This window comes from Hymenobacter sp. APR13, assembly GCF_000737515.1.
GTDB lineage: Bacteria > Bacteroidota > Bacteroidia > Cytophagales > Hymenobacteraceae > Hymenobacter.
In genome coordinates this window covers 1699939-1725383 of sequence record NZ_CP006587.1, presented here as the reverse complement: position 1 = coordinate 1725383, position 25445 = coordinate 1699939, and the positions used below count along the sequence as shown (strand labels likewise).

Annotated in this window: 22 protein-coding genes; 7 read left to right on the top strand and 15 right to left on the bottom strand. The window is 61.3% G+C overall.

What is annotated here, in order from left to right; genetic code table 11:
- Positions 1-51 precede the first annotated feature (51 nt).
- The 4 genes from N008_RS07170 to N008_RS07155 all read right to left on the bottom strand — a co-directional run bounded on the left by N008_RS07170 (position 52) and on the right by N008_RS07155 (position 4154).
- The gene (locus N008_RS07170) at positions 52-1398 is read right to left on the bottom strand and encodes an alginate O-acetyltransferase AlgX-related protein (protein WP_081910661.1); all 1347 of its coding nucleotides are present in this window, start codon (positions 1396-1398) and stop codon (positions 52-54) included.
- Positions 1399-1401: 3 nt separating this feature from the next.
- On the bottom strand, positions 1402-2823 hold the full coding sequence (locus tag N008_RS07165; RefSeq protein ID WP_044014847.1) for an MBOAT family O-acyltransferase: 1422 nt from the start codon (positions 2821-2823) through the stop codon (positions 1402-1404).
- 123 nt (positions 2824-2946) lie between these two features.
- A complete protein-coding gene (locus tag N008_RS07160; protein WP_052381297.1) occupies positions 2947-3408 on the bottom strand; it encodes a hypothetical protein in 462 nt (153 codons plus the stop codon).
- Between the two features lie 80 nt (positions 3409-3488).
- On the bottom strand, positions 3489-4154 hold the full coding sequence (locus N008_RS07155; RefSeq protein ID WP_044014845.1) for a hypothetical protein: 666 nt from the start codon (positions 4152-4154) through the stop codon (positions 3489-3491).
- Positions 4155-4424: 270 nt separating this feature from the next.
- On the opposite strand from N008_RS07155, the gene uvrA reads away from it, so the two are divergent.
- Positions 4425-7574 (top strand): excinuclease ABC subunit UvrA, encoded by a 3150-nt coding sequence (uvrA, locus tag N008_RS07150; RefSeq protein ID WP_156109082.1) that lies wholly within the window; start codon positions 4425-4427, stop codon positions 7572-7574.
- A gap of 62 nt (positions 7575-7636) precedes the next feature.
- Here the strand turns inward: uvrA and N008_RS21425 are convergent, their stop codons facing one another.
- From N008_RS21425 to N008_RS07130, 4 genes are all read right to left on the bottom strand, one after another.
- Complete coding sequence (locus tag N008_RS21425) at positions 7637-8323, bottom strand: TMEM175 family protein (RefSeq protein ID WP_052381296.1); 687 nt, start codon at positions 8321-8323, stop codon at positions 7637-7639.
- 136 nt (positions 8324-8459) lie between these two features.
- Positions 8460-9104 (bottom strand): DUF4142 domain-containing protein, encoded by a 645-nt coding sequence (locus tag N008_RS07140; RefSeq protein ID WP_081910660.1) that lies wholly within the window; start codon positions 9102-9104, stop codon positions 8460-8462.
- Positions 9105-9295: 191 nt separating this feature from the next.
- Positions 9296-9532 carry a hypothetical protein gene (locus tag N008_RS07135; protein ID WP_044014843.1) on the bottom strand — a complete coding sequence of 79 codons (237 nt, stop codon included), beginning with the start codon at positions 9530-9532 and terminating at the stop codon, positions 9296-9298.
- Positions 9533-9571: 39 nt separating this feature from the next.
- A complete protein-coding gene (locus N008_RS07130) occupies positions 9572-10147 on the bottom strand; it encodes a DUF4142 domain-containing protein (protein ID WP_044014841.1) in 576 nt (191 codons plus the stop codon).
- A gap of 213 nt (positions 10148-10360) precedes the next feature.
- Between N008_RS07130 and N008_RS07125 the strand changes: the two genes are divergently transcribed.
- Positions 10361-11215, top strand: a complete 855-nt coding sequence (locus N008_RS07125) for a hypothetical protein (protein ID WP_044014839.1) — start codon at positions 10361-10363, stop codon at positions 11213-11215.
- 85 nt (positions 11216-11300) lie between these two features.
- Here the strand turns inward: N008_RS07125 and N008_RS07120 are convergent, their stop codons facing one another.
- Positions 11301-11999, bottom strand: a complete 699-nt coding sequence (locus tag N008_RS07120; protein ID WP_044014837.1) for a 2-C-methyl-D-erythritol 4-phosphate cytidylyltransferase — start codon at positions 11997-11999, stop codon at positions 11301-11303.
- 121 nt (positions 12000-12120) lie between these two features.
- On the bottom strand, positions 12121-13173 hold the full coding sequence (queA, locus tag N008_RS07115; protein ID WP_044014836.1) for a tRNA preQ1(34) S-adenosylmethionine ribosyltransferase-isomerase QueA: 1053 nt from the start codon (positions 13171-13173) through the stop codon (positions 12121-12123).
- Positions 13174-13418: 245 nt separating this feature from the next.
- Here queA and N008_RS07110 point away from each other — a divergent pair, with 245 nt between their 5' ends.
- The 3 genes from N008_RS07110 (at position 13419) to N008_RS07100 (ending at position 17104) form a co-directional block, all read left to right on the top strand.
- Entirely contained in the window at positions 13419-14681 is a 1263-nt protein-coding gene (locus tag N008_RS07110) for an ABC transporter permease (protein WP_044014834.1), read from the top strand.
- Positions 14682-14889: 208 nt separating this feature from the next.
- Positions 14890-15753 (top strand): TIGR00730 family Rossman fold protein, encoded by an 864-nt coding sequence (locus N008_RS07105; protein ID WP_156109080.1) that lies wholly within the window; start codon positions 14890-14892, stop codon positions 15751-15753.
- 157 nt (positions 15754-15910) lie between these two features.
- On the top strand, positions 15911-17104 hold the full coding sequence (locus N008_RS07100) for a lycopene cyclase family protein (RefSeq protein ID WP_052381294.1): 1194 nt from the start codon (positions 15911-15913) through the stop codon (positions 17102-17104).
- A 153-nt stretch (positions 17105-17257) separates the two neighbouring features.
- On the opposite strand, the gene N008_RS07095 is transcribed toward N008_RS07100, so the two are convergent.
- The 3 genes from N008_RS07095 to N008_RS07085 all read right to left on the bottom strand — a co-directional run bounded on the left by N008_RS07095 (position 17258) and on the right by N008_RS07085 (position 19753).
- A complete protein-coding gene (locus N008_RS07095; protein WP_044014832.1) occupies positions 17258-18001 on the bottom strand; it encodes an ABC transporter ATP-binding protein in 744 nt (247 codons plus the stop codon).
- A 78-nt stretch (positions 18002-18079) separates the two neighbouring features.
- The gene (locus tag N008_RS07090) at positions 18080-18301 is read right to left on the bottom strand and encodes a DUF2795 domain-containing protein (protein ID WP_019948259.1); all 222 of its coding nucleotides are present in this window, start codon (positions 18299-18301) and stop codon (positions 18080-18082) included.
- A gap of 153 nt (positions 18302-18454) precedes the next feature.
- Positions 18455-19753 (bottom strand): DUF349 domain-containing protein, encoded by a 1299-nt coding sequence (locus N008_RS07085; protein WP_044014830.1) that lies wholly within the window; start codon positions 19751-19753, stop codon positions 18455-18457.
- Positions 19754-20064: 311 nt separating this feature from the next.
- Between N008_RS07085 and ettA the strand changes: the two genes are divergently transcribed.
- Positions 20065-21732, top strand: coding sequence for an energy-dependent translational throttle protein EttA (ettA, locus tag N008_RS07080; RefSeq protein ID WP_044014828.1), 1668 nt, complete (start codon positions 20065-20067; stop codon positions 21730-21732).
- Between the two features lie 197 nt (positions 21733-21929).
- Here the strand turns inward: ettA and N008_RS07075 are convergent, their stop codons facing one another.
- Positions 21930-23552, bottom strand: coding sequence for a Na+/H+ antiporter (locus N008_RS07075; protein WP_044014826.1), 1623 nt, complete (start codon positions 23550-23552; stop codon positions 21930-21932).
- Between the two features lie 362 nt (positions 23553-23914).
- Positions 23915-24319: a hypothetical protein gene (locus tag N008_RS07070; protein ID WP_044014824.1), complete on the bottom strand. Its 405-nt coding sequence runs from the start codon at positions 24317-24319 to the stop codon at positions 23915-23917.
- Positions 24320-24386: 67 nt separating this feature from the next.
- Between N008_RS07070 and N008_RS07065 the strand changes: the two genes are divergently transcribed.
- Complete coding sequence (locus tag N008_RS07065; protein WP_044014822.1) at positions 24387-25334, top strand: HNH endonuclease; 948 nt, start codon at positions 24387-24389, stop codon at positions 25332-25334.
- Positions 25335-25445: the final 111 nt, after the last annotated feature.

Sequence of the window (25445 nt, the reverse complement as noted above, 5' to 3'; positions counted from 1 at the left end):
CAGCAACTCGCGGCGCAGGCCATGGCGGGTCTTCAGCCGGGTGGCTACCGCCTAGTGCGTCTCGTCGTAGATGGCCTCAGCCTTATAATGGACGGTGCGGGCGAAGTTAGGGTCGTTGGAAATTTCTTCCCACGATGCCTTCTTCTCCAATTCCTGAGCCAGCTGATTGATGGCGGCTTCATCGGCCGCCGTGCGTGGCCGATACATGCGGTAGGCGCTGTTGATAAAGCCGAAGCCCAGCTGTCCCAGGTTCTGCTCGGTGCAGATAATGATGACGATGTCGCGCCCCTGCAGTTCCTGTTTCAGGTCCAGATCCTTCACGGTGTGGGAGCCGGGGGCTTTTTCCGGCCAGAACACATACTCGTTGCCGGCCCAGTAGCGGGCCTCCGGCGTAAACAGGCGCTGGTAGTAGGGGTAGAAGTTGTAGAAGCTCTGTGCGAAACTGTCGCCGATGATCAGGGCGTTGGCTTTCTTTTTGGTGGCCGAGTCGGCGGCAAACTGTACGTTCGGATACGCCATCGGGTACGGCGCCACTTCCCACATGCGGTTCAGGATCTTCTGAATATCATCGTCGGTGAACCGGATAGAGTCGGGGCTGGTGACGATGGTGCGGCCGCGGGAGGCGAAATCCGGCAAGTCCAGTTGCGTCAGGCGCTCTACCTGCCGGAACATGGTATCGGCCATCAGGGCCGTGGCGTAGCCGCTCCAGTGGGTGCCGCCGCGTGGAAACAACGGGTACTTGGTGGTATCCTGCCAGCGCAGCATTAGGGCGGCGGCATCGAGCACATTTACGCCGTACTTGCGGGTGGCCTGCAGCACCGCATCGTAGTTGCTAGGCTTCACCGGCCGCTTGGCATAGTGCTCAGGTAGCAGATGGGGCAGAATGCGGGCCTTGCCGGGCGCCATCACCAGCAGAAACTGCGTGCCGTGCGCCCGCAGCGAGTCCTGCACCGTCCGGAGCCAGCGCACCCGGTTGTCCATCTCTGCCGGCGCGTACCCCAGCCCCTGGTATACATCGATGCTGAGCGGCTGAAACAGCACGTCGTCTTTGCCGGCCACTACTGTGGAAATGGTGGTCTGGTTGAACAGCGAGTATACCAGCTGATTATGCAGGCGCAGAAACCAGCTCCGAAAGCCCAGGTTTTCCTCTAGGTACGCTTCCAGCCGCGGCTGGTAGGTGCCGTTTCGCAAGTCCTCCCACGCAAAATCGGGATGCTTGTTCTCATCAAAGAAGCCATCAAGCGGGGCCACCTTCACCCAGTGAAATTTAGCCTGCAGGGCCGGGGCGAGCAGCAGGAGCAGCAACAGGCCGAACAGCAGGCGCTTGGGCCCCGACCGGGGCGCGGACGGCGGTGCAGTGGCTTGAGTAGCAGAAGAAGCAGAGAAAGAAGCAGCCACAGCCTAGAAGCGGAAATAAATGAACGGATTGAACGAGCTGCCCAGCAGGGCCCCCGCGCTCAGCACCAGCAGCACGGCCGTGGCCACGCTCAGGCCCACGGCCCGCGGCAGCGCCAGCCGCTCGCCCGCCAGCAGGCCCACCTGCCAGCGCTCCACCCGCGGCAGTGCCGCCACAAACGAGCAGCCCGCCGCCAGCGCCAGCACGGCCCAGAACTCGGTGGTGAAGTAGGGCAGCGGCGAGAGCCCGCCCCCGAACATGCGCTGCAGGTAGGCCAGCGCCGCCCCCAAACTCTCGGCCCGGAACATCACCCAGCCCACCACCGTCACCAGGAAAGTCGGCACGATGCTCAAGGCGCCGATGCGCTGGTACACGCGCAGCAGAAACAGCCGGTCCAGCACCAGAAACAGCCCGTGGAAGGCGCCCCACACGATGAAGTTCCACGCCGCCCCGTGCCAGAAGCCCGAGAGGATGAATACGGTCCACAGGTTCACATACAGCCGGCTCGGGCTCACCCGGTTGCCGCCGAGCGGAATGTAGAGGTAGTCGCGCATCCAGCGGCCCAGCGTGATGTGCCAGCGCTGCCAGAACTCGGTGATGGAGCGCGACACGTACGAATTGTTGAAGTTCTCGGGAAACTGGAAGCCCATGATCCGGCCCAGGCCGATGGCCATGTCGGAGTAGCCGGAGAAGTCGAAGTAGATCTGGAACGTGTAGGCCACGGCCCCGAGCCAGGCCAGCGGGGCCGAAAGCTCGGCCGGGGGCAGGGCGAAGAGGCGGTCAGCCTCAGCGCCGAGCACGTTGGCAATGAGCACTTTCTTGGCCAGGCCGATGCCGAAGCGGAACAAACCGGCCAGCTTGTGGTCGACCGTGTCGAAGGCGCGGCGGTCGGTGAGCTGGCCGGCAATTTCGTGGAAGCGCACGATGGGGCCGGCAATCATCTTGGGAAAGAGCATGATGTAGAGCAGGAAATCCCAGAACGAGCGCAGCGGGCGGTTGACGCCGCGGTAGACGTCGATGGTGTAGGTGAGCTTCTCGAAGGTGAAGAAGGAGATGCCGATGGGCAGCACGACCTTCTGCCAGGTGAGGGCCGCCCCGCCGAGGGCCGTGTTGACGGCGCTGGCGTTTTCGAGGAAGAAGTTGGCGTACTTGAAATAGAACAGCATGGCCACGTTGAGCACGATGCTGAGCGTGAGGTAGAGGCGCTTGTGCCAGGGCACGGTAGCGCGGTCCATGAAGCGGATGAGCACGAAATTGACGACCACCGAAGCCAGGAACAGGGCCAGGAAGGGCAGCCCGCCCCAGGCGTAGAAGCCGAGGCTGGCGAGCAGGGCCACGGCATTCTTGAGCCGGTGCGGGGCCAGGAAATAGAGCAGCAGGAAGCCCGGCAGAAAGTAAAACAGGAAGAGCGTACTGCTAAAAACCATACAGGGCGGCGTGAACAGGGAAAAGAGCGGCCGAAAATACAGTTTTACCGGATGCCATAATCCAAAAAAACGCCGGCCCTTATGAGGCCGGCGTTTTTGCCGTTAGTTGCGGAAACAGGGCCGCTAGTGCTTGCCCTTGCCGTGGCCTTTGCCATTCCCGTTGCCGGGGTGGCCGTAGCCGAGCTTCTTGGCCTGGCCCGGAGGCAGGCCTTTACCGTTTTCAAGGCGTTTCACCTGGCCAGGCGGTAGGCTGGCCGGATACTGCTGGCGATGGCGGCCAATGAGCGTCCAGGGCTGACTTCCTACGTAGTTGATGACTACCGGGTGGAAGCTGCTAGGGTTGTACCCATTGAGGCTGCGGACGCGGGTCCAGCGGCCTTCGCGTTGCACCACGTATTGCTGGTCGCGCAGGTCGTAGTAGCCGCCGTACTCAGGCACGTAGTAATACTGCGTGCCGGCCGGCGCGGCCGGGCCCCAGGACGGCGGGTTGATGTTGATATTCACCTGGGCCTGCGTGCTATGCGCAACACCTTGTAGCGAAAGCGCCAGCAGGCCCGATAGCGCAAGTTTAGGAAGGAAGTTCATAGGTAGGAAGGAAGTGGTGAGGAAAGGCGAACAGTTGAGGGTATGCCCTTAACGGAGACAATGAGCGGCAGGTTGGAAAGCTAGAATACCCGGCCGCGGCTGCCCCGGCCGTTGCTGGGAGCCGGCTGGGCGGGCGGGCCCTGCTGTCCATAGCCACCCCGATTATCCTGCTGGTTACGGTTGTCCCGGTCGTTGTAGCCGTTGCGGCTGTCGTTGTCGCGGCGGCTGTAGGCTGCGGGGCCCTGCTGCTGATACTGCGAGCGACCATTATAATAGCCGCTGCCATTATATCCGTTGCCGTTGTAGCCGTTGCGGTAGCCACCGTAAGGGTTGGCTACGTAGCCGCGGCCGGGCCAGCGGCTGCCGTAGTAGCGGCCAGGGCGCACACCCCACCGGTCGCAGTAGGCGCGGTGGTCGCGCAGGTAGCCCCAGGGCTGCCGGCCCACGTACTGAATCACGACGGGATGGAAGAAGCGCGGGTCGTAGCTGGCGTAGCGCTGGGGCAGCACCGGCGCGCTCACCCACGAATTATAGTAAGGGTCGAAAAACAGGTAGGAGCGGCTGTAGAGGTCGTAGTAGCCGTCGATTTCCGGGATGTAGTAGTACTGCACCTCGGGCCCCACGGCCGGTGCCCAGGCCGGAATGCCGGGGCCATAGCCGTACCCACCCTGCGCCCGGGCCGCCGGGCTGTGCAGCAACAGGCCCAGTCCCAACAGAACCAGACCTGATTTCAGGAAGCGTTTCATAAAGCAGTGCAAAAAAGGAGTGTACCGATGCTTACGCAAGAACAACGCCAAATCCGTCCGGTGCGAACCGGCGGCTGGCCGCCCCGACAAGAACTTTAGCTTCCGGCGGGACATTTCCTCTACCCTCGGTGTTACACACCGTCTGCCCTACTTCGTCCGGACGGCCCCTTCCCAACCAGCAGCGCTAAAACTGCTGGCAAATAAACTATTGCGGGTAGCCTGCCGGGCGTGTTTTCCGTACTTTTGCAGACTTATCCGCTCCGCTGCTGCATGGCCAAAAAATCAACCGCCGCTTCTGTTTCTTCCCCCGCTGCCTCCAAACCGGCGGTAGCCAAAGCTCCCCGTCCGGCCAAAGCAACGAAGTCCGCTGCGGCTGCCCCGGTGGAGCCAGAAGCCCAGCCGGCTCCCAAGCCCGCCAAGGCCCCGAAAGCAACCAAAGCGCCCAAGTCGGCCGCCGCCGCCGTGGCCGACAACGCCACCGAGCACAGCACCGCCGCCGTGCAGGCCGTGCCGCGCCAGGAGCAGGTGAGCGAGGCCGTGCTGGAAAACCAGGCCCGCATCCAGGGCCAGCTCCTAGGCCCCGCCGACCTGGAAGCGCCTTACATCGAGGTGTACGGAGCCCGGGAGCACAACCTCAAGAATGTGTCCGTGAAGATTCCGCGCGGGCGGCTGGTGGTGTTTACCGGTATTTCGGGCTCGGGTAAGTCGTCGTTGGCGTTTGATACTATCTACGCCGAGGGTCAGCGCCGCTACATGGAGACATTTTCGGCCTACGCCCGCAGCTTCATGGGCGGGCTGGAGCGGCCCGACGTGGACAAGATTGAGGGTTTGTCGCCGGTTATCAGCATCGAGCAGAAAACCACCTCGCGCAACCCCCGCTCCACGGTGGGCACCATCACCGAGATTTACGACTTCCTGCGCCTGCTCTACGCCCGCACCGCCGAGGCGTTCAGCTACGCCACGGGCCAGAAGATGATCCGGCAGAGCGACGACCAGATCATCAACTACATCCTGAAGGAGTACGACGGCCGCAAAATGGTGGTGCTGGCGCCCGTGGTGAAGGGCCGCAAAGGCCACTACCGGGAGCTGTTCCAGCAGGTGGCCAAGCTGGGCTTCACCAAGGTGCGCGTGGATGGCGAGCTGCTCGACCTCACGCCCAAAATGCAGGTGGACCGCTACAAAATCCACGACATCGAAATCGTCATCGACCGGCTGGTGGTGAAAGAGGAAGACCGGTTCCGCCTCAGCGGCTCGGTGCAGAACGCTCTTACGCAGGGCAAAGGCACCATGCTGGTGCTGGATGCCGACAAGAAGAAGGACAACACCCAGTTCTTCTCCCGCTTCCTGATGGACCCGGCCACCGGCATTGCCTACGACGACCCGGCACCCAACACGTTCAGCTTCAACTCGCCCTACGGCGCCTGCCCCACCTGCAACGGCCTGGGCGAGGTGCAGGAAATCACCGAGGAAACGGTGATGCCCGACAAGAAGCTCAGCATCAGCCGCGGCGGTATTGCGCCCTTGGGCGAATACCGGGACATCTGGATTTTCCAGCAGCTGGGTCTGATTCTCAAGAAAAACAAAGCCAGCCTCAGTACGCCCATCGAGAAGCTGCCCGCCGAGCTGGTGGAGCGGCTGCTCTACGGCGTGCCCGAAGACGAGGACGCCGACCCCAAAAAGGCCAACTACACCGAGCCCTTCGAGGGCATCATCCCGTTTCTGCGCCGCCAGATGGAGTCGGAATCCGACAACATCCGGGAGTGGATTCAGCAGTACACCCAGGCCAAGGAGTGCCCCGAGTGCCACGGATTCCGCCTCAAGAAGGAAAGCCTGCACTTCAAGATTGCCGACCACCACATCGGGCAGCTTTCGGTGATGGACCTGAGCGAGCTGGCCGCCTGGTTTGAAGGGCTGGAAGACCGTCTCTCGGAGCGCCAGAACCTGATTGCGCGCGAGCTGCTGAAGGAAATCCGCAAGCGCATCGGCTTCCTGCTGGAAGTGGGCCTCGATTACCTGAACCTGCACCGCTCGGTGCGCACGCTCTCGGGCGGCGAAAGCCAGCGCATCCGTCTGGCCACCCAGATTGGTACCCAGTTGGTGGGTGTGCTCTACATCATGGACGAGCCCAGCATCGGCCTGCACCAGCGCGACAACGAGCGGCTCATCAAGGCCCTGCAGCACCTGCGCGACCTGGGCAACTCGGTGATTGTGGTGGAGCACGACAAGGACATGATTCTGCACGCCGACCACGTGCTCGACATCGGCCCCGGCGCGGGCATCCACGGCGGCCAGATTGTGGCCCAGGGCACGCCTTCCGAAATCTTCACCAGCGGCTCGCTCACCTCGCAGTACCTCAGCGGGCAGAAGCACATCGAGCTGCGCAAGAAAAAGCGGGTCGGCGAAGGCAACGAGTTGGTGTTACGCGGCGCCAAAGGCCACAACCTCAAGAACGTGACGGCCAAGTTCCCGCTGGGCAAGCTCATTGCCGTCACGGGCGTGTCGGGCTCGGGCAAGTCCTCGCTCATTCACGATACGCTGTACCCCATCCTCAACCAGCACTTCTTCAACGCCAAGCGCGAGCCGCTGGCCTATGATAAGATTGAGGGTCTGGAGTTCATTGATAAGGTGATTGAGGTGGACCAGTCGCCGATTGGGCGCACGCCGCGCTCCAACCCGGCTACCTACACCGGCGTGTTCACCGAAATCCGCCAGCTGTTTGCCAACCTGCCCGAGGCCAAAATCCGCGGGTACGGGCCGGGGCGCTTCTCCTTCAACGTGAAGGGCGGCCGCTGCGAAACCTGCGAGGGGGCCGGCATGCGCACCATCGAAATGAACTTCCTGCCCGACGTGCACGTGCCCTGTGAAACCTGCAAAGGCCGCCGCTACAACCGCGAAACGCTGGAAGTCCGCTTCAAGGGCAAGAGCATCACCGACGTGCTGGATATGACCGTGGAAAAGGCCGTGGAGTTCTTCGAGTTTCAGCCCCGTATTCTGCGCAAAATTCAGACCCTGAACGAAGTAGGCCTAGGCTATCTTACCTTGGGCCAGCAGGCCACTACGCTTTCGGGCGGCGAGGCCCAGCGCGTCAAGCTGGCCACCGAGCTCAGCAAAAAGGACACTGGCAAGACGTTCTACATCCTCGACGAGCCCACCACCGGCCTGCACTTCGAGGACATCAACCACCTCTCCGTGGTGTTGCACAAGCTCGCCGACAAAGGCAATACCGTCCTCATCATCGAGCACAACCTCGACCTGATCAAGGTAGCCGACCATCTCATCGACATCGGGCCGGAAGGTGGCGGGGCCGGCGGCACCATTGTGGCCCAGGGCACGCCCGAGCAGGTAGCCAAAGCCGGCAAAGGCCACACCGGCCGCTTCCTGGCCGAGGAGCTCAAGCTCAGCAAGTACGCCGAGGCGTAGCGCCGCTACTGCCTACCAGAAAAACGGCCGGCTCCTGCGTGGGGGCCGGCCGTTTGGCGTTTTCAGGTGTGGTGTGGCCGTGGCGAGTGTGCCGCCTCATAGGCCTGCATCAGCCGCCGGTAGCGGCGCTGATACAGCATAAACACCGGAAACAGCAGCAGCGGCAGCAGCCGCAACAGCGACGGATGTACCGCCGGCAGCAACGCTATTAGCGCCGAGAACAGGAACACTGCCGGCGACAACAGCGGCCGCACGGGGTCGAGGTCGGGGTGCTGCTGCTCGTGAGGGGCTACCAGGTGGCTGGCCGGGTTGCGCAGGTAACGCTGCAGCATCGTCTGCATCAGGCCCGTGAAGATGATATTGAGCGCGTATAGTACCCACGGCGTGCTCAGCATGCCGTACTCGCTCTGGAAAGCCGTGGTGAAGGGCATGAGCACGATGCTGAGCAGGAACAGGATGTTCAGCCACAGCAGCCTGGGCGTGGTGTGCAGCACAAACCGGAAAATGCGGTGGTGAGCCAGCCAATACACCGCAATGATGAAAAAGCTCAGGAAGAACCCGATGAACTTGGCCGTCAGTTCGAGCAGGCCCTGCACGGCGGCGTGCTCGGTGCGGTGGTGCAGCTCCGGCACTTTTATTTCAATGGCCAGCAGCGTAATGGCAATGGCAAACACCGCGTCGGTGAACAGAATCACGCGTTCCAGCTGAAATGCGTCGCGGTTGTGCTGGGCCTTTTCGTTGCCGTCCATATAGCTTGAAGGGAGAGAGTAGGGGTGCCTAAAGTAGTGGAAGTGTCTGGCAAATACACAAAAAAAGCTGCCGCTCTAGTGGAGTGGCAGCTTTCAATCAGTTGTTGCCCAACATGGGCCGTGGCCGTAGCTTCCGCTACATCATACCAGCGTGGTCTTTCGACATTTGCAGGTGGTTGGTGACTACGGGCGTCGTTTTATCAATGAAGCCCTGCAAGTCGGCATCCTGCGTCATGGCACGGTGGGCTGCCATGGTGTTCAACGTTTTCTGATGGTCGGTTATCATCTGGTCCATAAAGGCTTTTTCCAGCTCCTTGCCCGACAGCTTCTGCATGTTGGCTGCAATGGTTTTATGTTCAGCGTCCATGTCAGTTGGCAGCTTCACGTTTTTCTTGGCTGCAATGGATTTCAGGTCGGCCGTCGATTTGGTATGGTCGGCTATCATCATCTCGGCGTGCGTTTTGGCCATACCGGTAGCTCCTTTTTCCAGCGCCAGCTTGCTGAGTTGAATCTCATTTTGGTCGGAGTGGGCTGCCGACATCATGAATTCCGGATCGTCTTTGTGCGGAGCCATGGGGCCATTTGGGTCGGCCATAGCGCCAGCGGCCATGTTGGTACCGGCCGAATCGTTTTTCATGGAAGGTTCCGACGCCACGCCCATCGTGTCGGCGCCTGCCACCGATTCGCCATTCACCATTTCATCGGCGTGGCGCTCATTGGAACAAGCTACAGCTGAGAGTAATACGGTAGCAGCAGCAATATTTAAAAGAATACGTTTCATGGGAAAGGGTTTTGGGTGGGAGAAGAACGAGCCTACATTCTATCTAGGAAAGTTGCAGGAGGTATAGGCAGAAGGTAAACGACACGTTTTCAGGCAAGGTTGCTACTGCTCAGCTGGTTGAAAAACAAAGGCCCGGTCTGCAGGAGCGCAGAACCGGGCCTTTGCAGTAGCCTAATGGCCTACAAGTGCATTTATGGCTTCGGCATTGACGCCGAGTCGGCGGCCATTGCCGAATCAGCATCAGCCATTACGGTCGGGCCGGCCTCGTTGTCAATAACGGTGGCATCGGCCTCAACTCCGCCATTGGCAGCAGCCTCATCCATGTTCGATACGGCCTCGCCGGCAGTACCATCGGTGCGTTTTTCGCCACAGCTGCTGAAGGACAGAGCGGCGGCTAAAAGGGCAAAAGAAAAAAAGCGCGTTTTCATAATCAGGTGAATTGGTTAGAGATACAAGAGAACGGGAATTTATTTAGGGAGTTGGTCGGACAGCTTTTCGGCGGCGTCGCGGTGGGTTTTGAGGGTTGGCAGGTAGGTAGTGGCAAATGTCCGGATGTCGCCGTCGTAGGCGTCCTCGCTCATGTCATCGAAATCATCGATGCTGGCTTTATGCACGTCTTCCAGCACCTCCACGTATTTGCGGTCAAAGGCCGCGCCGTTGAGGGCCGTTAGTTCGCCTACGGTCTTGGCTTGGTCGGCTCCTAGTCCTTTAGGCAACACAATGCTTTTCTGATTGGCCAACTGGTTGAGGGCGGCCTGCATGGTGCCGTGCTGGCCTACTATCATTTGCGCCAGGTATTTCACGTCGGGAGAAGCCGCTTTGCGTTGAGCAATCTGGCTGATTTCCATATCCAGCATCGAGCGGCTGGCGGCTGTCACCAGAAATAGGGCATCGCGCTCCTGCTTCTCGGTCACGTTGGCGTCGCCGATGCGCTTCTCATTCTGAAATTTGGCCTCCGCCACCGGGTCCTTGCGGCTTTCGGTATTGCAGGCGCTTAGCGCGACCAGGAGGACTGCGGCAAAATGAACAGAGGAAAGGCGCATATGCTCAGAAGTTTGACAGGCTTGAAAGCGGCCCGGTTGGCTATACGGCCGGCTGCGTCCGTGGTTGGGAATTGCCCTGAATGAAGCCGGTGAAAAAAAGTTCCGCAATGCCGTTAAACTATATAGCGCGTTGTGCTTCCAAGCAACGAAACCCCGGGAATTTCGCCGCATGCCAGCTTCTTTCAAGGTCATTTTTTCAAGCCCTTCGTTCCCATGAAATCCTCCTTCCGCTCTTTCCGCCTGGCTGCCCTCATGGGTAGCGTCCTCCTGCTCGGCACAGCTTCCTGCTCTAAAGACAACGACCCATCCGCCCCCGAAAGCGTGGTGTCGGCCGAAGACTCCGGCGCCGCCGAAGACGAAACCGGCAGCCTCAATGACCTAGTAGAAGCCGCCGCCCCCGCCGATGCCAGCCTGCCAAACGGCGCCGTGGCCGAGCCTGCCGACCTGGCCCGCGTGCTCTCCGGCTGCGCCACCCGCACCTGGAACCCCGCCACCCGCACCCTCACCCTCGACTTCGGTACCACCAACTGCATCAGCCCCAACGGCGTGGCGCACCGTGGCAAAATTGTAGCCGTCTTCACTGGCCCGTTCCGCCAGCAGGGCTCCACCGTCACCATCACGCTGGTTGACTACTTCCGCAACGACAACCAGCACACCGGCACCCGCGTCATCCGCAACCTCGGCGACGGTTCCTACTCGCTCGACGTGCAGAACGCCAGCGTCATCAAAGCCGACGGCACGCACTCCTGGACCTCGCAGCGCGTCTACACCCGCCTCGCCGGCCAGGCCACCCGCACCATCCTCGACGACCAGTACTCGGTGACGGGCAGCGCCAGCGGCACCAACCGCAACCGCGTGCAGTACTCGGCCACCATTCAGCAACCGCTGCTCAAGGTGTTCACGCCCGGCTGCGCCCGGTTCTTCACGGCCGGCACCGTCAACATCGAGAATTCGCGTGGCAAGAGCCTGCTCCTCAACTACGACCCCACCGGCACCCAGGCCTGCGACAATATTGCGTCCGTGACCAGCAACGGCCGCACCCGCACCATCCGCCTGGGCGGACGCTAGAATCCGGTTTCAGCCTACAACGAAATGACCGCTCTGCATCTGCAGGGCGGCCATTTCGTTGTAGGCTGAAGTAAGCGTCCTATGCCTACTGCGTGCGGAGCAGCACCTCGGCCAGCAGCATATCCTCCGGCGTCGTGATTTTGAGGTTGCGGTAGTCGCCTTCCACGATGTGGATGGCGTGCAGGTCTTCCACTACGCTGGCGTCGTCGGTGAACGTGCTCAGCTCGGGCAACTGGTAGGCGCGGCGCAGCAGCCCCAGCTCAAAGCACTGCGGCGTCTGCACCAAGCGCAGGCGGGCCCGGTTCAGGGCGTAGGAGCCCTGCTGACTCAGGTTGCGCACCGAGTCCTTGGGCACCACGGCCGCCACGGCCGCGCCGTGGTTGTAGGCCGCCTCAAAAGTGGCTTCTATCACCCGGTTGGGCGTGAGGGGCCGCACGCCGTCGTGCACGGCTACGGTGCCGGTGGCTTCGTTGTCCAGTAGGGCCAGGCCGCGCTTCACCGACGCCCAGCGCGTAGCGCCGCCGGTGGTCAGCTCGTGCGGCGGCACGTGCGCGTGCTCCGCGCACAGCGCCTGCCAGGTGGCCACCTGCTCGGCGGGCAGCACCACAATCAGCCGGCGCACACCCAGCGCAGCATCGGCAAAGCGGCGCAACGTGTGCAGCAGCACCGGCTCGCCCAGTAGCGGCAGAAACTGCTTGGGCTGCTCGGTGCCCATGCGCGAGCCGCTGCCGCCAGCTACCAGAATGGCGAAACGGTGATGAGGGGAAGAGGAAGCGAAAGCCACGGGCTAAGAAAGAATGAATCAGTTTGGCTGTAAAAGTAAACGCCCGGCCGCATTGAGCGGTCGGGCGTTTGTTTGTAGCGCAGCAACCGAGTGGCCGGGCGCTGCTGTCTGCAGCAGTAATCTACAGAATCAGCATGGCGTCGCCGTAGCTGAAGAACTTATATTTCTCTTTGATAGCCAGCTTGTACGCCTCAATCAGCAGCTCGTGGCCGGCGAAGGCCGAGGCCATCATCATCAGCGTGCTTTCCGGGGTGTGGAAGTTGGTGAGCAGGCAGTTGGCGATTTTGAAATCGTACGGCGGGAAGATAAACCGGTCTGTCCAGCCCTCGTTGGCCTTCAGGCGCAGGTTAGCCGACACCGACGACTCCATGGCGCGCATGGAGGTGGTGCCTACGGCGCACACGCGCTTCTTGGCATCCAGCGCCTTGTTCACCACCACGGCCGTCGAGCCGGGCACGATGAAGTTCTCGGAGTCCATTTTGTGCTTGGTCAGGTCTTCCACGTCTACGGGGCGGAAGGTGCCCAGGCCCACGTGCAGCGTCACGGGCGCTACTTCTACGCCTTTGATTTCCAGGCGCTTCAGTACCTCGCGGGTGAAGTGCAGGCCGGCCGAAGGCGCGGCCACGGCGCCAGTGTTCTTGGCGTAGATGGTCTGGTAACGCTCCTTGTCGGCGGGCTCGGCTTCGCGGGTGATGCTCTCGCGGGGCAGCGGCGTTTCGCCGAGGTTGTGCAGGGCCTTGTAGAACTCCTCGTCGGTACCATCAAACAGGAACTTGATAGTGCGGCCGCGGGAGGTGGTGTTGTCGATTACTTCGGCTACCACTTCGCCTTCCTCATCGAAGTACAGCTTGTTGCCGACGCGGATTTTGCGGGCCGGGTCTACCAGCACGTCCCAGAGGTGAATTTCCTTGTTCAACTCGCGCAGCAGGAATACTTCAATCTTGGCGCCGGTCTTCTCCTTGTTGCCGTAGAGCCGGGCCGGGAACACCTTGGTGTCGTTGACCACGAATACGTCGCCTTCGCCGAAATACTCAATGATATCCTTGAACACACGGTGCTCGATCTTGCCCGTGCTGCGGTGCAGCACCATTAGGCGCGATTCGTCACGGTTCTTGGCCGGGTGCTGGGCAAGCAGGGCCTCGGGTAGTTCGAATTTGAATTCGGTGAGCTTCATAGGGTCAGGAAGGGCAATAGCTGGGGAAGCTAACGAAAATTTGAGCCGGCGAAAGTACATAGATTTGCCGGATTAATCGGTACTTTTCGGGCGAAAAGGTAATTCAGACCCGTAAGAACGTCATGCAGAGCCGGAGGCGAAGCATCTCGCCCGTGTAGTAAAATCAGTTACCACACCGGCGAGATGCTTCGCCTCCGGCTCTGCATGACGTTCTTTGCTTACACTACCACCTCCCGTTCTCGTCTATGAAAGCCCTGCGCCTGACTCTGGAAAGCTTCCGCTTCGCGTGGCAAGCCCTCAAAGCGAACCTCCTGCGCACGATACTTTCGCTGCTGGGCGTCACGGTGGGCATTTTCGCCATCATTGCCGTGCTCACCGTCGTCGATTCGCTGGAAGCCAACGTGCGCCAGAGCATGAGCTTCGTCGGCGACAAGGTGATTTACGTGATGAAGATGCCCTGGACCTTCGACCAGCCTGACTACCCGTGGTGGCGATACTTCCAGCGGCCGGCACCCACCGTGCGCGAGTTCCGCGAGCTGCAGCGCATGCTCTCCGACAACCAGCGGGGCGTGGCCCTATACGCCGCCACCGGCGGCAACACCCTGCGCATGGGCTCCAACAGCATGGAAGGCTGCGCGCTGATGGGCGTCTCGTTTGAGTACCGCACCGTGTCGGATCTGCCGATTGCGGAGGGCCGCTACTTCACGCAGCAGGAGATTGATGCCGCCCGCAACGTGGCCATCGTGGGGGCCGATATTGCCACCAACCTGTTTCCGAACGGCTCAGCGCTGGGCAAGCAGTTCAAGGCCAAAGGGCTGTCGTTCACCATCATCGGGGTGGTGAAGAAGGAAGGCAAGAAGATCATCGACACGCCCAGCAACGACACCAACTGCATCATCCCGTTCGGGTCGTTCACCAAGATGTTTGCGCTGAGTACCAACGGCTTTACGGGCGTGACGCCCACCATTGCTGTGAAGGGCCGCGAGGAAGACACCGGCCTGCTCGACCTGGAGTACGAAATGAAGGGCCTGCTGCGCAACATCCGCACCCTCAAGCCCCGCGAAGAAGACAACTTCGCCCTCAACCGCCCCGAAATGATTGCCAACATGGTGGGCAAGCTCTTTTCCGTCATCGGGCTGGCCGGTTGGGTGATTGGGGGCTTTGCCATGGTGGTGGGCGGCTTCGGCATTGCCAACATCATGTTTGTGTCGGTGAAGGAGCGCACCAACATCATCGGCATCCAGAAGTCGCTGGGGGCCAAAAACTACTTCATTCTGTTCCAGTTCCTGTTTGAGGCCGTGTTCCTGTGTTTGCTGGGCGGCGCCACCGGCATCTTCTTGGTCTGGCTGATTACGCTGGTGCCGCAGGATGCCATGCCACTTACGCTCTCGGCCTGGAACATCACGCTGGGCCTCACCGTGTCGGTGGTGATTGGCATGCTGGCCGGCATCATTCCGGCCGTGCTGGCCGCCAACCTCGACCCCGTGATTGCCATCCGGAGCAAGTAGCGCGCCGGGCGAAAGCTGCTGCCGCCCGGACCTGTCGCCATTTCGTAATGATATAGCTATTTAGTGTTAACAAATCGTTAACTTGCCCGTCCGTACTTTTGGTCGCCCCGTTCTCGCGGGGCGGCTTTCTTTTTTTCAAATTCCCCCATTTCTCCTTTTTGGCCCCCGGCGCGTTGCCGGCCGCCAATGGTAAGTAGCGTACCAGATTATGACCAAGCTTAAGAAGACCAGCCGCACCAAAGTGGCCGATGAAGTGCTGAACGCCGGGAGCGGGCAGACTATCATGCAGCCCAACGTAAACGACAATAAGGTTAAGACAATCAGTGATATTCGCGAGCAGACCCACGGCGAGCGGACGGTGCAGGTAGACGACGAGCAGCGCATCCGTCGCGCCTTCGTCGACAAGGACTGGAACGAAATCAAGATTGCCGACTCCTGGCAGATCTTCAAGGTGATGGCCGAGTTCGTGGAGGGCTTCGAGAAGATGTCCAAAATCGGCCCCTGCGTATCCATCTTCGGTTCGGCCCGCACTAAGGCCGACAACCCGTACTACAAAATGGCCGAGGAAATTGCGGCCAAGCTGGTGCGCCACGGCTACGGCGTTATCACGGGTGGCGGCCCCGGCATCATGGAGGCCGGCAATAAGGGCGCCCACTCGGAAGGCGGCCGTTCGGTGGGCCTGAACATTGAGCTGCCTTTCGAGCAGTTCAACAACATCTACATCGACCCCGACAAAATCATCAACTTCGACTACTTCTTTGTGCGGAAGGTGATGTTTGTGAAATACGCCCAGGGCTTCATCGGTATGCCGGGCGGTTTTGGGACGCTGGATGAGCTGTTTGAGGCCATTACCCTGATTCAGACCAAGAAAATCGGCCGTTTCCCCATCGTGCTGGTGGGTACCAAGTACTGGCAGGGCATGTTCGACTGGATTCAGCAGGTGATGCTGGAAGACGAGCACAACATCTCGCCCGAGGACATGAACCTGGTGCAATTGGTAGACGACGCCGAGTCGGCCGTGAAAATCATCGACGACTTCTACAGCAAGTACCTGCTGTCGCCGAACTTCTAAATCACGGATTTATCGGATTGCCCGGATTCGTTTTGGGCAGTCCTATGACCAGGCCGGATGCACGTAAGGAGAAGCCGCTTCCAACGAAGCGGCTTTTTCGTTGTTCTTTAGTGCCCGCATCCCGCACCCATAGCCTGCTTCTTCCGTGTCTGCCCCTGTGAAATCCGACGAATCCGTGTCAACCCGTGACTTCGACTACCTGATTGTGGGCGGCGGGGCGGCGGGCCTAAGCCTGGCCTACCACATCAGCCAGGAGCCGCGCCTGGCGGGCAAGCGGGTGCTGCTGCTGGAGCCCGAAGCCAAAGACCAGAACGACCGGACCTGGTCGTTCTGGACCGATGGGCCGATGCTGTTCGACGGCATTGTGGCGCACGAGTGGACGCAGCTGGCGTTCCGCAGCCCCGGTTTCGAGCAGGTGTTTCCGTTGAAGCGCCACCGCTACAAGATGATTCGGGGGCTGGATTTCTACCGGTTCGTGCGGGCGGCGCTGCTGGCCCGGCCGGAGCAATTCACGCTAATGCAGGCCACCGTGGACACGCTGGCCAACACGCCCCAGGGCGTGCAGGCCACTGGCTCTGCCGGCACCCACACCGCCCGCTACGCCTTCGACAGCCGCCCGCCGCAGCTAACGCCGCAGCCGCAGAAGCACCGCTACCTGCTGCAGCACTTTGTGGGCTGGGAAGTGGAAACCCCGCACGACGTGTTCGATCCGGCGACAGTGGAGTTCATGGATTTTCGGGGGGAGCAGCACCACGAGGCGCGCTTCATCTACGTGCTGCCCTTCAGCAAACGGCGGGCGCTGGTGGAGTACACGCTGTTCTCAGCGCAGGTGCTGCCCCAGGCCGAGTACGAGCACGCCATGCGCACCTATCTGGAGCAGATGGGCGTAACGGATTTCCGGATTGAGGCCGTGGAGATTGGCGCCATCCCGATGACCGACCATCCGATGCCTGCGGCGGCGGGGCCGAACATCATCAACCTGGGCACGCGCGCCGGGCGGGCCAAGCCCAGCACCGGCTACGCCTTCAAGCGCATCCAGGAGCACTCAGCGCGGCTGGTGGCGGCGCTGGCGGCCACCGGCCAGCCCCCACGCAACCTCACCGGCGACCGGTGGCAGTTTGGGATGTTTGATGCGCTGCTGCTGGATATCATGCAGCGGCGCGGCGAAACCACCCGCGACATCTTCACCGAGCTATTCCGCCACAACTCCGTGGAACGCATCTTCGACTTCCTGGACGAGCGCACCTCGGCCCTAGCCAATCTGCAGGTGATGAACTCCGTGACGCCGTGGCCGTTTCTGCGCTCCATCGGGCACATGCTGCGCAGCCGGCCGGGGCAGCGCAAGGCCTAAGAGGCTTTGGCGAATAATGTAGAGACGCAATATTTTGCGTCTCGTCGTTGCTGGAGTTGGTTAAACGACCTTCCGTTCAACGACGAGACGCAAAATATTGCGTCTCTACATCGTGCTGCCTGCCAATATACTTGTTCAAATAGCTTCTAAGCGCTACCTCACCGCCAACGATGCCTCGCTCTCCAGAAACGCGCGGGCGGCCTGCACGGTAGCCGGCGTGAGCGGCTGCAGGGTAGGCGCTGGGGACGATAGGTTGAGCAGGTAGCCGCCGGGCAGCGCCAGCAGGTTGTCGAGGTCGTGGGTGATGCAGAGCACGGTGCGCTGCTGCTCCTGTACCCAGCTCGTCAGCAAATCGAACACGCGGCGGCGGTAGTAGACGTCAAGCTGCTGGGTGGGCTCGTCGAGCAGGTAAAGGGGCGCATCCTGCAAACTGAGCTGCGCCAGCCACACCAGCTGCTGTTCGCCGCCGGAAAGTAGCGTGAAGTCGCGCTCGGCGAGGTGGGCGCCGCCGACGCGGGCCAGCGCGGCTTCGGTCAGCTGATAATCGGCAGGGGAGTAGGCGCTGAGCAGGCCGTGGTGGCGGTAGCGGCCCATCACCACCAGCTCCCGCACCCGAATCGGGAAACCCACGGTGGTGCGCTGGGGCAGGTAGGCCAGGTGGCCGTCGGCGGCGGGGCGGCGGAGCATGCGCAGGTCGTGGCCGCCTACCGCAATGGTGCCCTGGTAAGGAATCTGGCCGGTAAGGGCCCGGAACAAAGTGGTTTTGCCGCAGCCGTTGTGCCCGACGATGGCGACAAAGGCCGGCTCAGGCACGCACAAAAAAAGGTTGCGGAGCAGAACACGCTGTTCATACCCCGCAACCAGATTTTCGACAGAAAGTATTGAGTACTGAGACATGAGTAGTTAGGCAGTACCGCCTGAAAAACGGGCTTATGCCAATACCAACTACTCAGTACTGCATCCTCAATACTACTGCTAGTATTCGTCTTCGTTGAACATGAAGTCTTCTTTGGTCGGATAGTCCGGCCAAACTTCCTCGATGTTTTCGTAAGGCTGGCCATCATCCTCCAGGGCCTGCAGGTTTTCAACTACCTCCATTGGCGCACCTGAGCGGATGGAATAGTCAATCAGTTCATCCTTGGTGGCAGGCCAGGGAGCGTCTTCAAGGTACGAAGCGAGTTCCAGCGTCCAATACATAGTGGTGTGGGCTACTTAAAAAAGGTGGTCGAATGAAAAACTCCGGCTATCAAAAACCCGGCCGGGACGGATAAGCTGACAACGTGGCTTGGCGCGTGGTGAATCCTGTTGTCAGCTTTCGGCAGCCAACGTAAGTTAACCGCTAAGGTTGTGCTACGCAACCAATCGTTGCCGCAATAGCGTAATCAGCTCGTTTTTAGTTCTGATTTTCCGGTCGAAAGCCCGGATTTTTCCCTGCAGCATCTGCCGGAAGGCATCGTTGGCGGGCGTAGCGCTCAGCTTGTCGAGGTTGTCCTGCAGGGTTTCCTTTTCCTGCTGGTCGTACTTGATGAAGTCGCGCAGGGCCTGCACGCGCAGGGTTATCTGCTCCTCGGGGGCGGCAGCGGCGTTTTCGGGGCGCTTGCGGATGAAGTGCTCCAGGGCGCTCATCTCAAACACCTTGTCGCAGGCCAGAATAAACTGCTCCCACACGCGGTCCGACTCTTCGCCGCGCACCGGGCCCACCGTTTTCCAGGCCGCCTGCAGCTCTTTGGCCCGCGCTACGGCCTCGTGCATGGGCCGGCCCAGCAGGGCGGTGGCCTCCGTCACGAGGGCGCGCTTGCGGGTCAGGTTGTCGTCCATGAAGTGCTCCTTGGCGTCGGTGCGCTTGCTGTCGATGTGCACCTTCAGGCGCTCGAAAAACAGGTTGTGCGCCGCCCGGAACTGCGTCCAGAGGTCGTTGGCCTGCTTGCGCGGCAAGGAGCCGCCCACTTCCTTCCAGGCCTGCTGCAGCTGCTTGAGCTTGGCCGTGGTGTTCTCGAAATCGTCGGAATACTGCAGCGCCTCGCTCTGCCGGATCAGCACTTTGTACTGGTCGGCGGCGTGGTTGGTCATGGCCTTCTTCTCGCTCTGGAAGGCCTTGCGCCGCTGGAAAAACTCGTCTACAGCCAGCCGGAAGCGGGTTTCCAACTCGTCGGTGAGCTGCTTATCTACGGGGCCGGTCTTGATCCAGGCCTGGCGCAGCTCATGGATCTGCTCGCCGGCGGTGGCCCAGTCGAGAGTGTTGCGCAGCTCCTCAGCCTGCTCGATGAGGCTGATTTTGGTGGCCAGGTTTTTTTCGCGGTTGCGGGCCACGGTCACCTTCACGGCTTCCTCGGCTTCGGTGAGGCGGCGGTGCAGGCTCGCGAAGTCGCCGAGGCCGTCGTAGCTGGCCACCTGGTCTTTCAGGTGCAGGGCCTTCATCAGGAAGGAGCCCTTGTTTTCCGATTCCTCGATCTTCTGTAGCAGGTCATCTACTTTGGCCCGGAACAGGCGGAAACGGTTGGCAAAATACAGTAGAGAAGCATCGGGCGATTCTTTGACCTGGCCTACCTGGCGGGCGGGCAGATCCATAAACGGCCGAAGCCACACCTGGTCGCCTTCGACATAGCCATAGAGGCGGGCATCGGCCAGCAAGTGGTCTTGTTGTTCCATAATTTGATAACGCGGAAGCGAATAGGTGGTGTGATGAAAAGGCGCAGGGGCAACACTCAGGGTGGAAAGATGGGCAAGTTTACGGCATGTTGCAACAATCGGCCCCGGCGGGTGGCGTAGCAAACTCCGTGGCCCCTGCCTACCTTTGGCGACTCCGGCGGGCAATTGCGGCCCATCTGGCCGAACGTAGCCCTAAATCAGAAGGTTGGGCTACGGGGCCGGAGCAAACGGCTCAACGCTTGAAAATAGCATTTTTCAGCCAATGCGTCAGCCTGCCGGGTTTCAGTGCCACCGCTACACACTTCTTCTCTATGAGCGACCAGCCTACTATTATCTTTTCGATGGCCGGGGTCACCAAGGTGTACCCGCCCCAGAAACAGGTTCTCAAAAACATCTACCTCTCGTTCTTCTACGGCGCCAAAATTGGTGTGCTGGGTCTGAACGGCTCCGGTAAATCTTCCCTGCTGAAGGTCATTGCCGGCGTTGACAAGCAGATTCAGGGCGACGTGGTATGGTCGCCGGGCTACTCGGTGGGCTACCTGGAGCAGGAGCCCCAGCTCGACCCCACCAAGACCGTGCTGGAGGTAGTGCAGGAGGGCGTGGCCGAAACGGTGGCGCTGCTCAAGGAATTCGAAGAAATCAACGAAGCCTTCGGCGGCGAAGACCCCGACTTCGACAAGCTGCTGGAGCGCCAGGGTACCGTGCAGGAGCGCCTCGACCAGCTCGACGCCTGGAACCTCGACAGCAAGCTGGAGCGCGCCATGGACGCCCTGCGCACCCCCGACGCCGACGCCATCATCGGCAACCTCTCGGGCGGGGAGAAGCGCCGCGTGGCCCTGTGCCGCCTGCTGCTGCAGGAGCCCGACGTGCTGCTGCTCGACGAACCCACCAACCACCTCGATGCCGAGAGCGTGCTGTGGCTGGAGCAGCATTTGCAGCAGTACAAAGGCACCGTCATTGCCGTAACCCACGACCGGTACTTCCTCGACAACGTGGCCGGCTGGATTCTGGAGCTGGACCGCGGCGAGGGTATTCCGTGGAAGGGCAACTATTCGTCGTGGCTGGAGCAGAAATCCAACCGCCTGGCGCAGGAAGAGAAAACCGAGAGCAAGCGCCAGAAAACCCTGCAGCGCGAGCTGGAATGGGTGCGCATGGCCCCGAAAGCGCGCCAGGCCAAGAGCAAGGCCCGCCTCGCCGGCTACGACAAGATGGTGAACGAAGACTCCAAGGAGAAGGAGCAGAAGCTGGAGCTGTTCATCCCCGACGGGCCGCGCCTGGGCTCCCAGGTGATTGAGGCCGAGGGGCTGCGCAAGGCCTTCGGGGACAAGCTGCTGTTCGATGGCCTGAACTTCCAGCTGCCGCAGGGTGGCATCGTGGGCATCATCGGGCCGAACGGCGCGGGCAAAACCACGCTGTTCCGCCTCATCACGGAGCAACTGCAGCCCGATGCCGGTACGTTCGTGGTGGGCCCCACCGTGCAGTACGCCTACGTCGACCAGCAGCACGACACGCTGGACGGCAGCAAATCGGTGTTCGAAACCATTTCGGGCGGCACCGAAACCATGATGCTGGCCGGCCGCCCCATCAACTCGCGGGCCTACGTCAGCAACTTCAACTTCCGCGGCGGCGACCAGGAAAAGAAGGTAGGTAGCCTCTCGGGCGGGGAGCGGAACCGGGTGCACCTGGCCACCACGCTCAAGCAGGGCGCCAACCTGCTGCTGCTCGATGAGCCCACCAACGACCTGGACATCAATGCCATCCGGGCCCTGGAAGACGCGCTGGAGAATTTCGCCGGTTGCGCCGTTATCATCAGCCACGACCGGTGGTTCCTGGACCGCCTCGCCACCCACATCCTGGCCTTCGAGGGCGACTCGCAGGTGGTGTGGTTTGAGGGCAACTTCTCTGACTACGAAGAAGCCAAGCGCAAGCGCCTCGGCGACGTGGAGCCCAAGCGCGTCCGCTACCGCAGCTTGAACTAATCGGCCCTGGAGCCTGATTTACAAACATCCTCTTCTGGCTTCGGCCGGGAGAGGATGTTTTGGTTTTGGGGGAGGAGGGTGTAGAGACGCAATATTTTGCGTCTCGTCGTTGAACGACGCGGTAAAGTGTACTATAAACAACGTCAGCAACTACGAGACGCAAAATATTGCGTCTCTACACTGTTCTTTATCCAGCCTTAATGCGGCATGTGGCTGATTTTGGCTTCGTCGAGGTCGAGTTGGGCTTCCTGGTGGCGGAGCATTTCTTCCTCGAATACATCTTCGCGGCGCAGCACGAACAGCTCTTCGCGCTGTACCTGCAGCACGTCCAGCAGCACGTGGTGGTAGCGTTTCAGGGCCTGGCGCTTGGTGTCGTCGTAGTCGAGGGCTTCGAGTAGGTTGCCGGTGCGCTGGGCCTCGGCCTGCATGCGGTGCTGCAAAGCGCTGATTAGCTCGTTTTCCCGGATATCGTCGGGGTAGTGTTGGGCCAGGTGGGCCAGGGCTACGTGGCGCAGGCGCAGCCGGATACCGGCTTCCTGGGCGTCGGTGGGCATGCGCTCCTCCAGGTTTTCCACGCCGGTAAAGCGGATGAGCAGCGGCAAAGTGAGGCCCTGAAATACCAGCGTCACGAGAATCACCACGAAGGTGATGAACAGCATCAGGTTGCGTTGCGGAAACTCCTGCCCGTTGCTCAGCAGCAGCGGCACCGACAGCGCCGAGGCCAACGACACCACCCCGCGCATGCCGGCCCAGCCGATAATCAGCGGCCCCTGCCAGCCGGGGCTGGCCTCCTGCGTGCGGATGCTGCGGAAAAGCCAGCGCGGCACAAAGGCCGCCGGAAACATCCACACCAGCCGGATAACGATAACCAGGACGCTGATGATGAGGCCGTAGCCAATGGCCTGCCCCAGCGAGTAGGTGCCCAGACCTTCCACCACCACCGGCAGCTCCAGCCCGATGAGGATAAATACCAGTCCGTTGAGGGCAAAGCCCACGCTGGCCCACACGCTGGTGGCCTGCAGGCGGGTGTCGGCATCGAACACACGGTGGGAGCGGAAGGAGAGCAGCAGCCCGCCGCTTACCACGGCCAGCACGCCCGAAAAGTGGAATTCCTCGGCCAGCAAATACATGCCGTAGGGCGCAATAAACGTGAGCACCGTGTTGATGCTGGGCGTGGTGGGCAGGTACTTATGAATGAGGTAGAAGCCGTGCGCCACCACCAAACCCACGGCCAGGCCCATCACGCTCACCAGCAAAAAGCTGGACGCTGCCTGCTGCCACACAAACGTGCCCGACAGCACCGTAGCCAAGGCAAACCGGAACACAATCAAGCTGCTGGCGTCGTTGATCAGGCTTTCACCCTCCAGAATGCTGGTGATGCGGCGCGGCACCTGCACGCCCCGGAGCACGGAGGTAGCGGCCACGGCATCGGGTGGGGAGATGATGCCGCCCAGCAGAAACCCCAGCGGCAGCGTGAAGCCCGGAATCATGGCCCGGCTCACGTAGGCTACCAGGGTGGAGGTGAAGAATACCAGCCCGAAGGCCAGCAGCGCAATGGGACGTTTCCAGCGCCAGAAATCCTTCCACGACGTTTCCCAGGCCGCCTGGTAAAGCAGCGGCGGCAGGAAAATCAGGAAGATGAGGTCGGGGCTGATGACGATGCGCGGCAGCCCCGGCACGAAGCCCAGTACCAGCCCGGCCAGCACCAGGAAAATAGGGTAGGAGATGCGCAGCTTCTGGCCCAGCATCACGAGTAGCAGCATGGCAAACAGCAGCCCCAGCACCAGCAGAATACTTTCGTGGAGGGTAGCGTCGGGCATAAGCAGGAACGGTTAGGTTGGCGGCAGGGAAGCCGGAAGGTAGCCGCTGCCGGGCACAAACGCTACCGTAGCTCCTGGCCTGGCGGCAGGCAGGCTGCGGTTCGGGGGCATAGTCGGTCAGGCGGCGCAGGGCCACGGGCGTCCGGCAGCCCTTGCGGTGCAACAGTACCTGGCAGGTTTCCGAGATTTTGCGGATTTCGTACTCGCCCGTCACGAAGTTGGTATCCTGGTAGTCGCCGCCCGGGGAGCCGTCGAGGCTTTCACAGTCGCCACTGGTACGGGTCAGGAACATCGATTCGCCAATCAGAAAAAAGTCGCCCTGCTGATAGCGGAACTTGCTTACCACACTCCAGCGCCAGCTGCTACCACCATAGTGGTTCACCGTTAGCACACCTTGTACGAATGCTCAGGCCAGCAAATGGGTCGCCATACTGGCCTCCGCCGTGTTTGGAAAGCATAACCCGGTTAGCCTGAGCGACCAGTTTATAGCCCTGAGCCGTGCCGAACAGGATCAGCAGCACCCGGCCGGGCATGGTTTCATCGTCGTAGTCATCCAGGCTTTCGGCCTTTGGGCTGAGTACCAGCGCTACATCGGGCCGGCCGTCGTGGTTCAGGTCGCCGGTAGCGCGGCCACCCGGTAGCGTGTCGTAGCGGGTAGGCACGAAGGCGGCTAAGGTGCGGCCAACAGCAGGAATTTTCGGGGCTGGGTGGGTTTGGGCTATGGCAACAAAAGGCAATAGCAGCAGGGCGAGGACAACAGCTTTCATCTGAAGTGAAAGTACAGCTTACAACTGCCCGGTGCTACTGCGAGCAGTTATCTACCTTGCGCCCCGCATGACTACCCCGCTGGCGCAGTATCTTACCCGTTTCCGCAAGCTTCGCACCAGCCGCCTGGCCGGGGAGGAAGCCCCGTATAAGCCGGCCCTGCTGCTGGCCATGCTCGAAGGCATCGAAGATGGGCTGATCCTCGACAACCAAATAGTCATCACGCCTGAGTTGCTGGCTGCCTTTCAGAGCAACTGCCACGACCTGAGCGTGTCGGGGCGGTTTCGGGCCAACAACTTCGCGCTGCCGTTCTATCACCTCACCGGGGAAGGATTCTGGCACCTGCACACCCATTCCGGCCTGCCGCTGCTGCTCACTACGTCCGGCTCGCCGCGCAGCCTGGGGCACCTGCGGGCCGCCGTGGCCTGTGCCGTCCTCGATGCGCCGCTGTGGGAGCTGCTGCAGGAGGCCGCCACGCGCCAGCTGTTCCGGGAGGCGCTGCTGGAGCGGTACTTCCCGCAGACGCGCTTCCGCTACCGCCCCCACGCCGGCCCCGAAACGCTGCACACCCTGGGCCGGCAGATGCTGGAGGAGCCCGCCGCCCTCTACCAAACCCACCTCAACCTCGCCGACGAAGTGGAAACGGCCGTGCGTAGCGCCGTATTCAAGCGCGAAGTGCTGCGGGCCTACAACTACACCTGTGCCATTTCGGGCCTGCAGCTCATCAGCACCGGCACCAGCGCCGTGGCCCCGCTCCTCGACGCCTGCCACATCGTGCCCTGGGCCCTGTCGCACGATGATACCATCGGCAACGGCCTGGCCCTCACGCCCACCCTGCACCGCGCCTTCGACCGCCACCTGCTCCGCATCGACCAAGACTACCGCGTGCGGGTAGCCAGCTCCTTCCGCGAACTGCGCGGCCAAGAGCACGGGCTGCTGCAGTTTGAGGGCGAGAAGCTGCGGCTACCGGAACAGCCGGCGTGGTGGCCCCGGTGGGAGGCGCTGGCAGGGCGGTAAGAGCTCCTGCTTGGCCTACTCCATCAGATGGCAAACAGAGCCTCTTTTTCTGCCCGTTATATCAGGCAGTATAATCGACGTGCCCAGATGCAAACACCCAGTTACATCGGG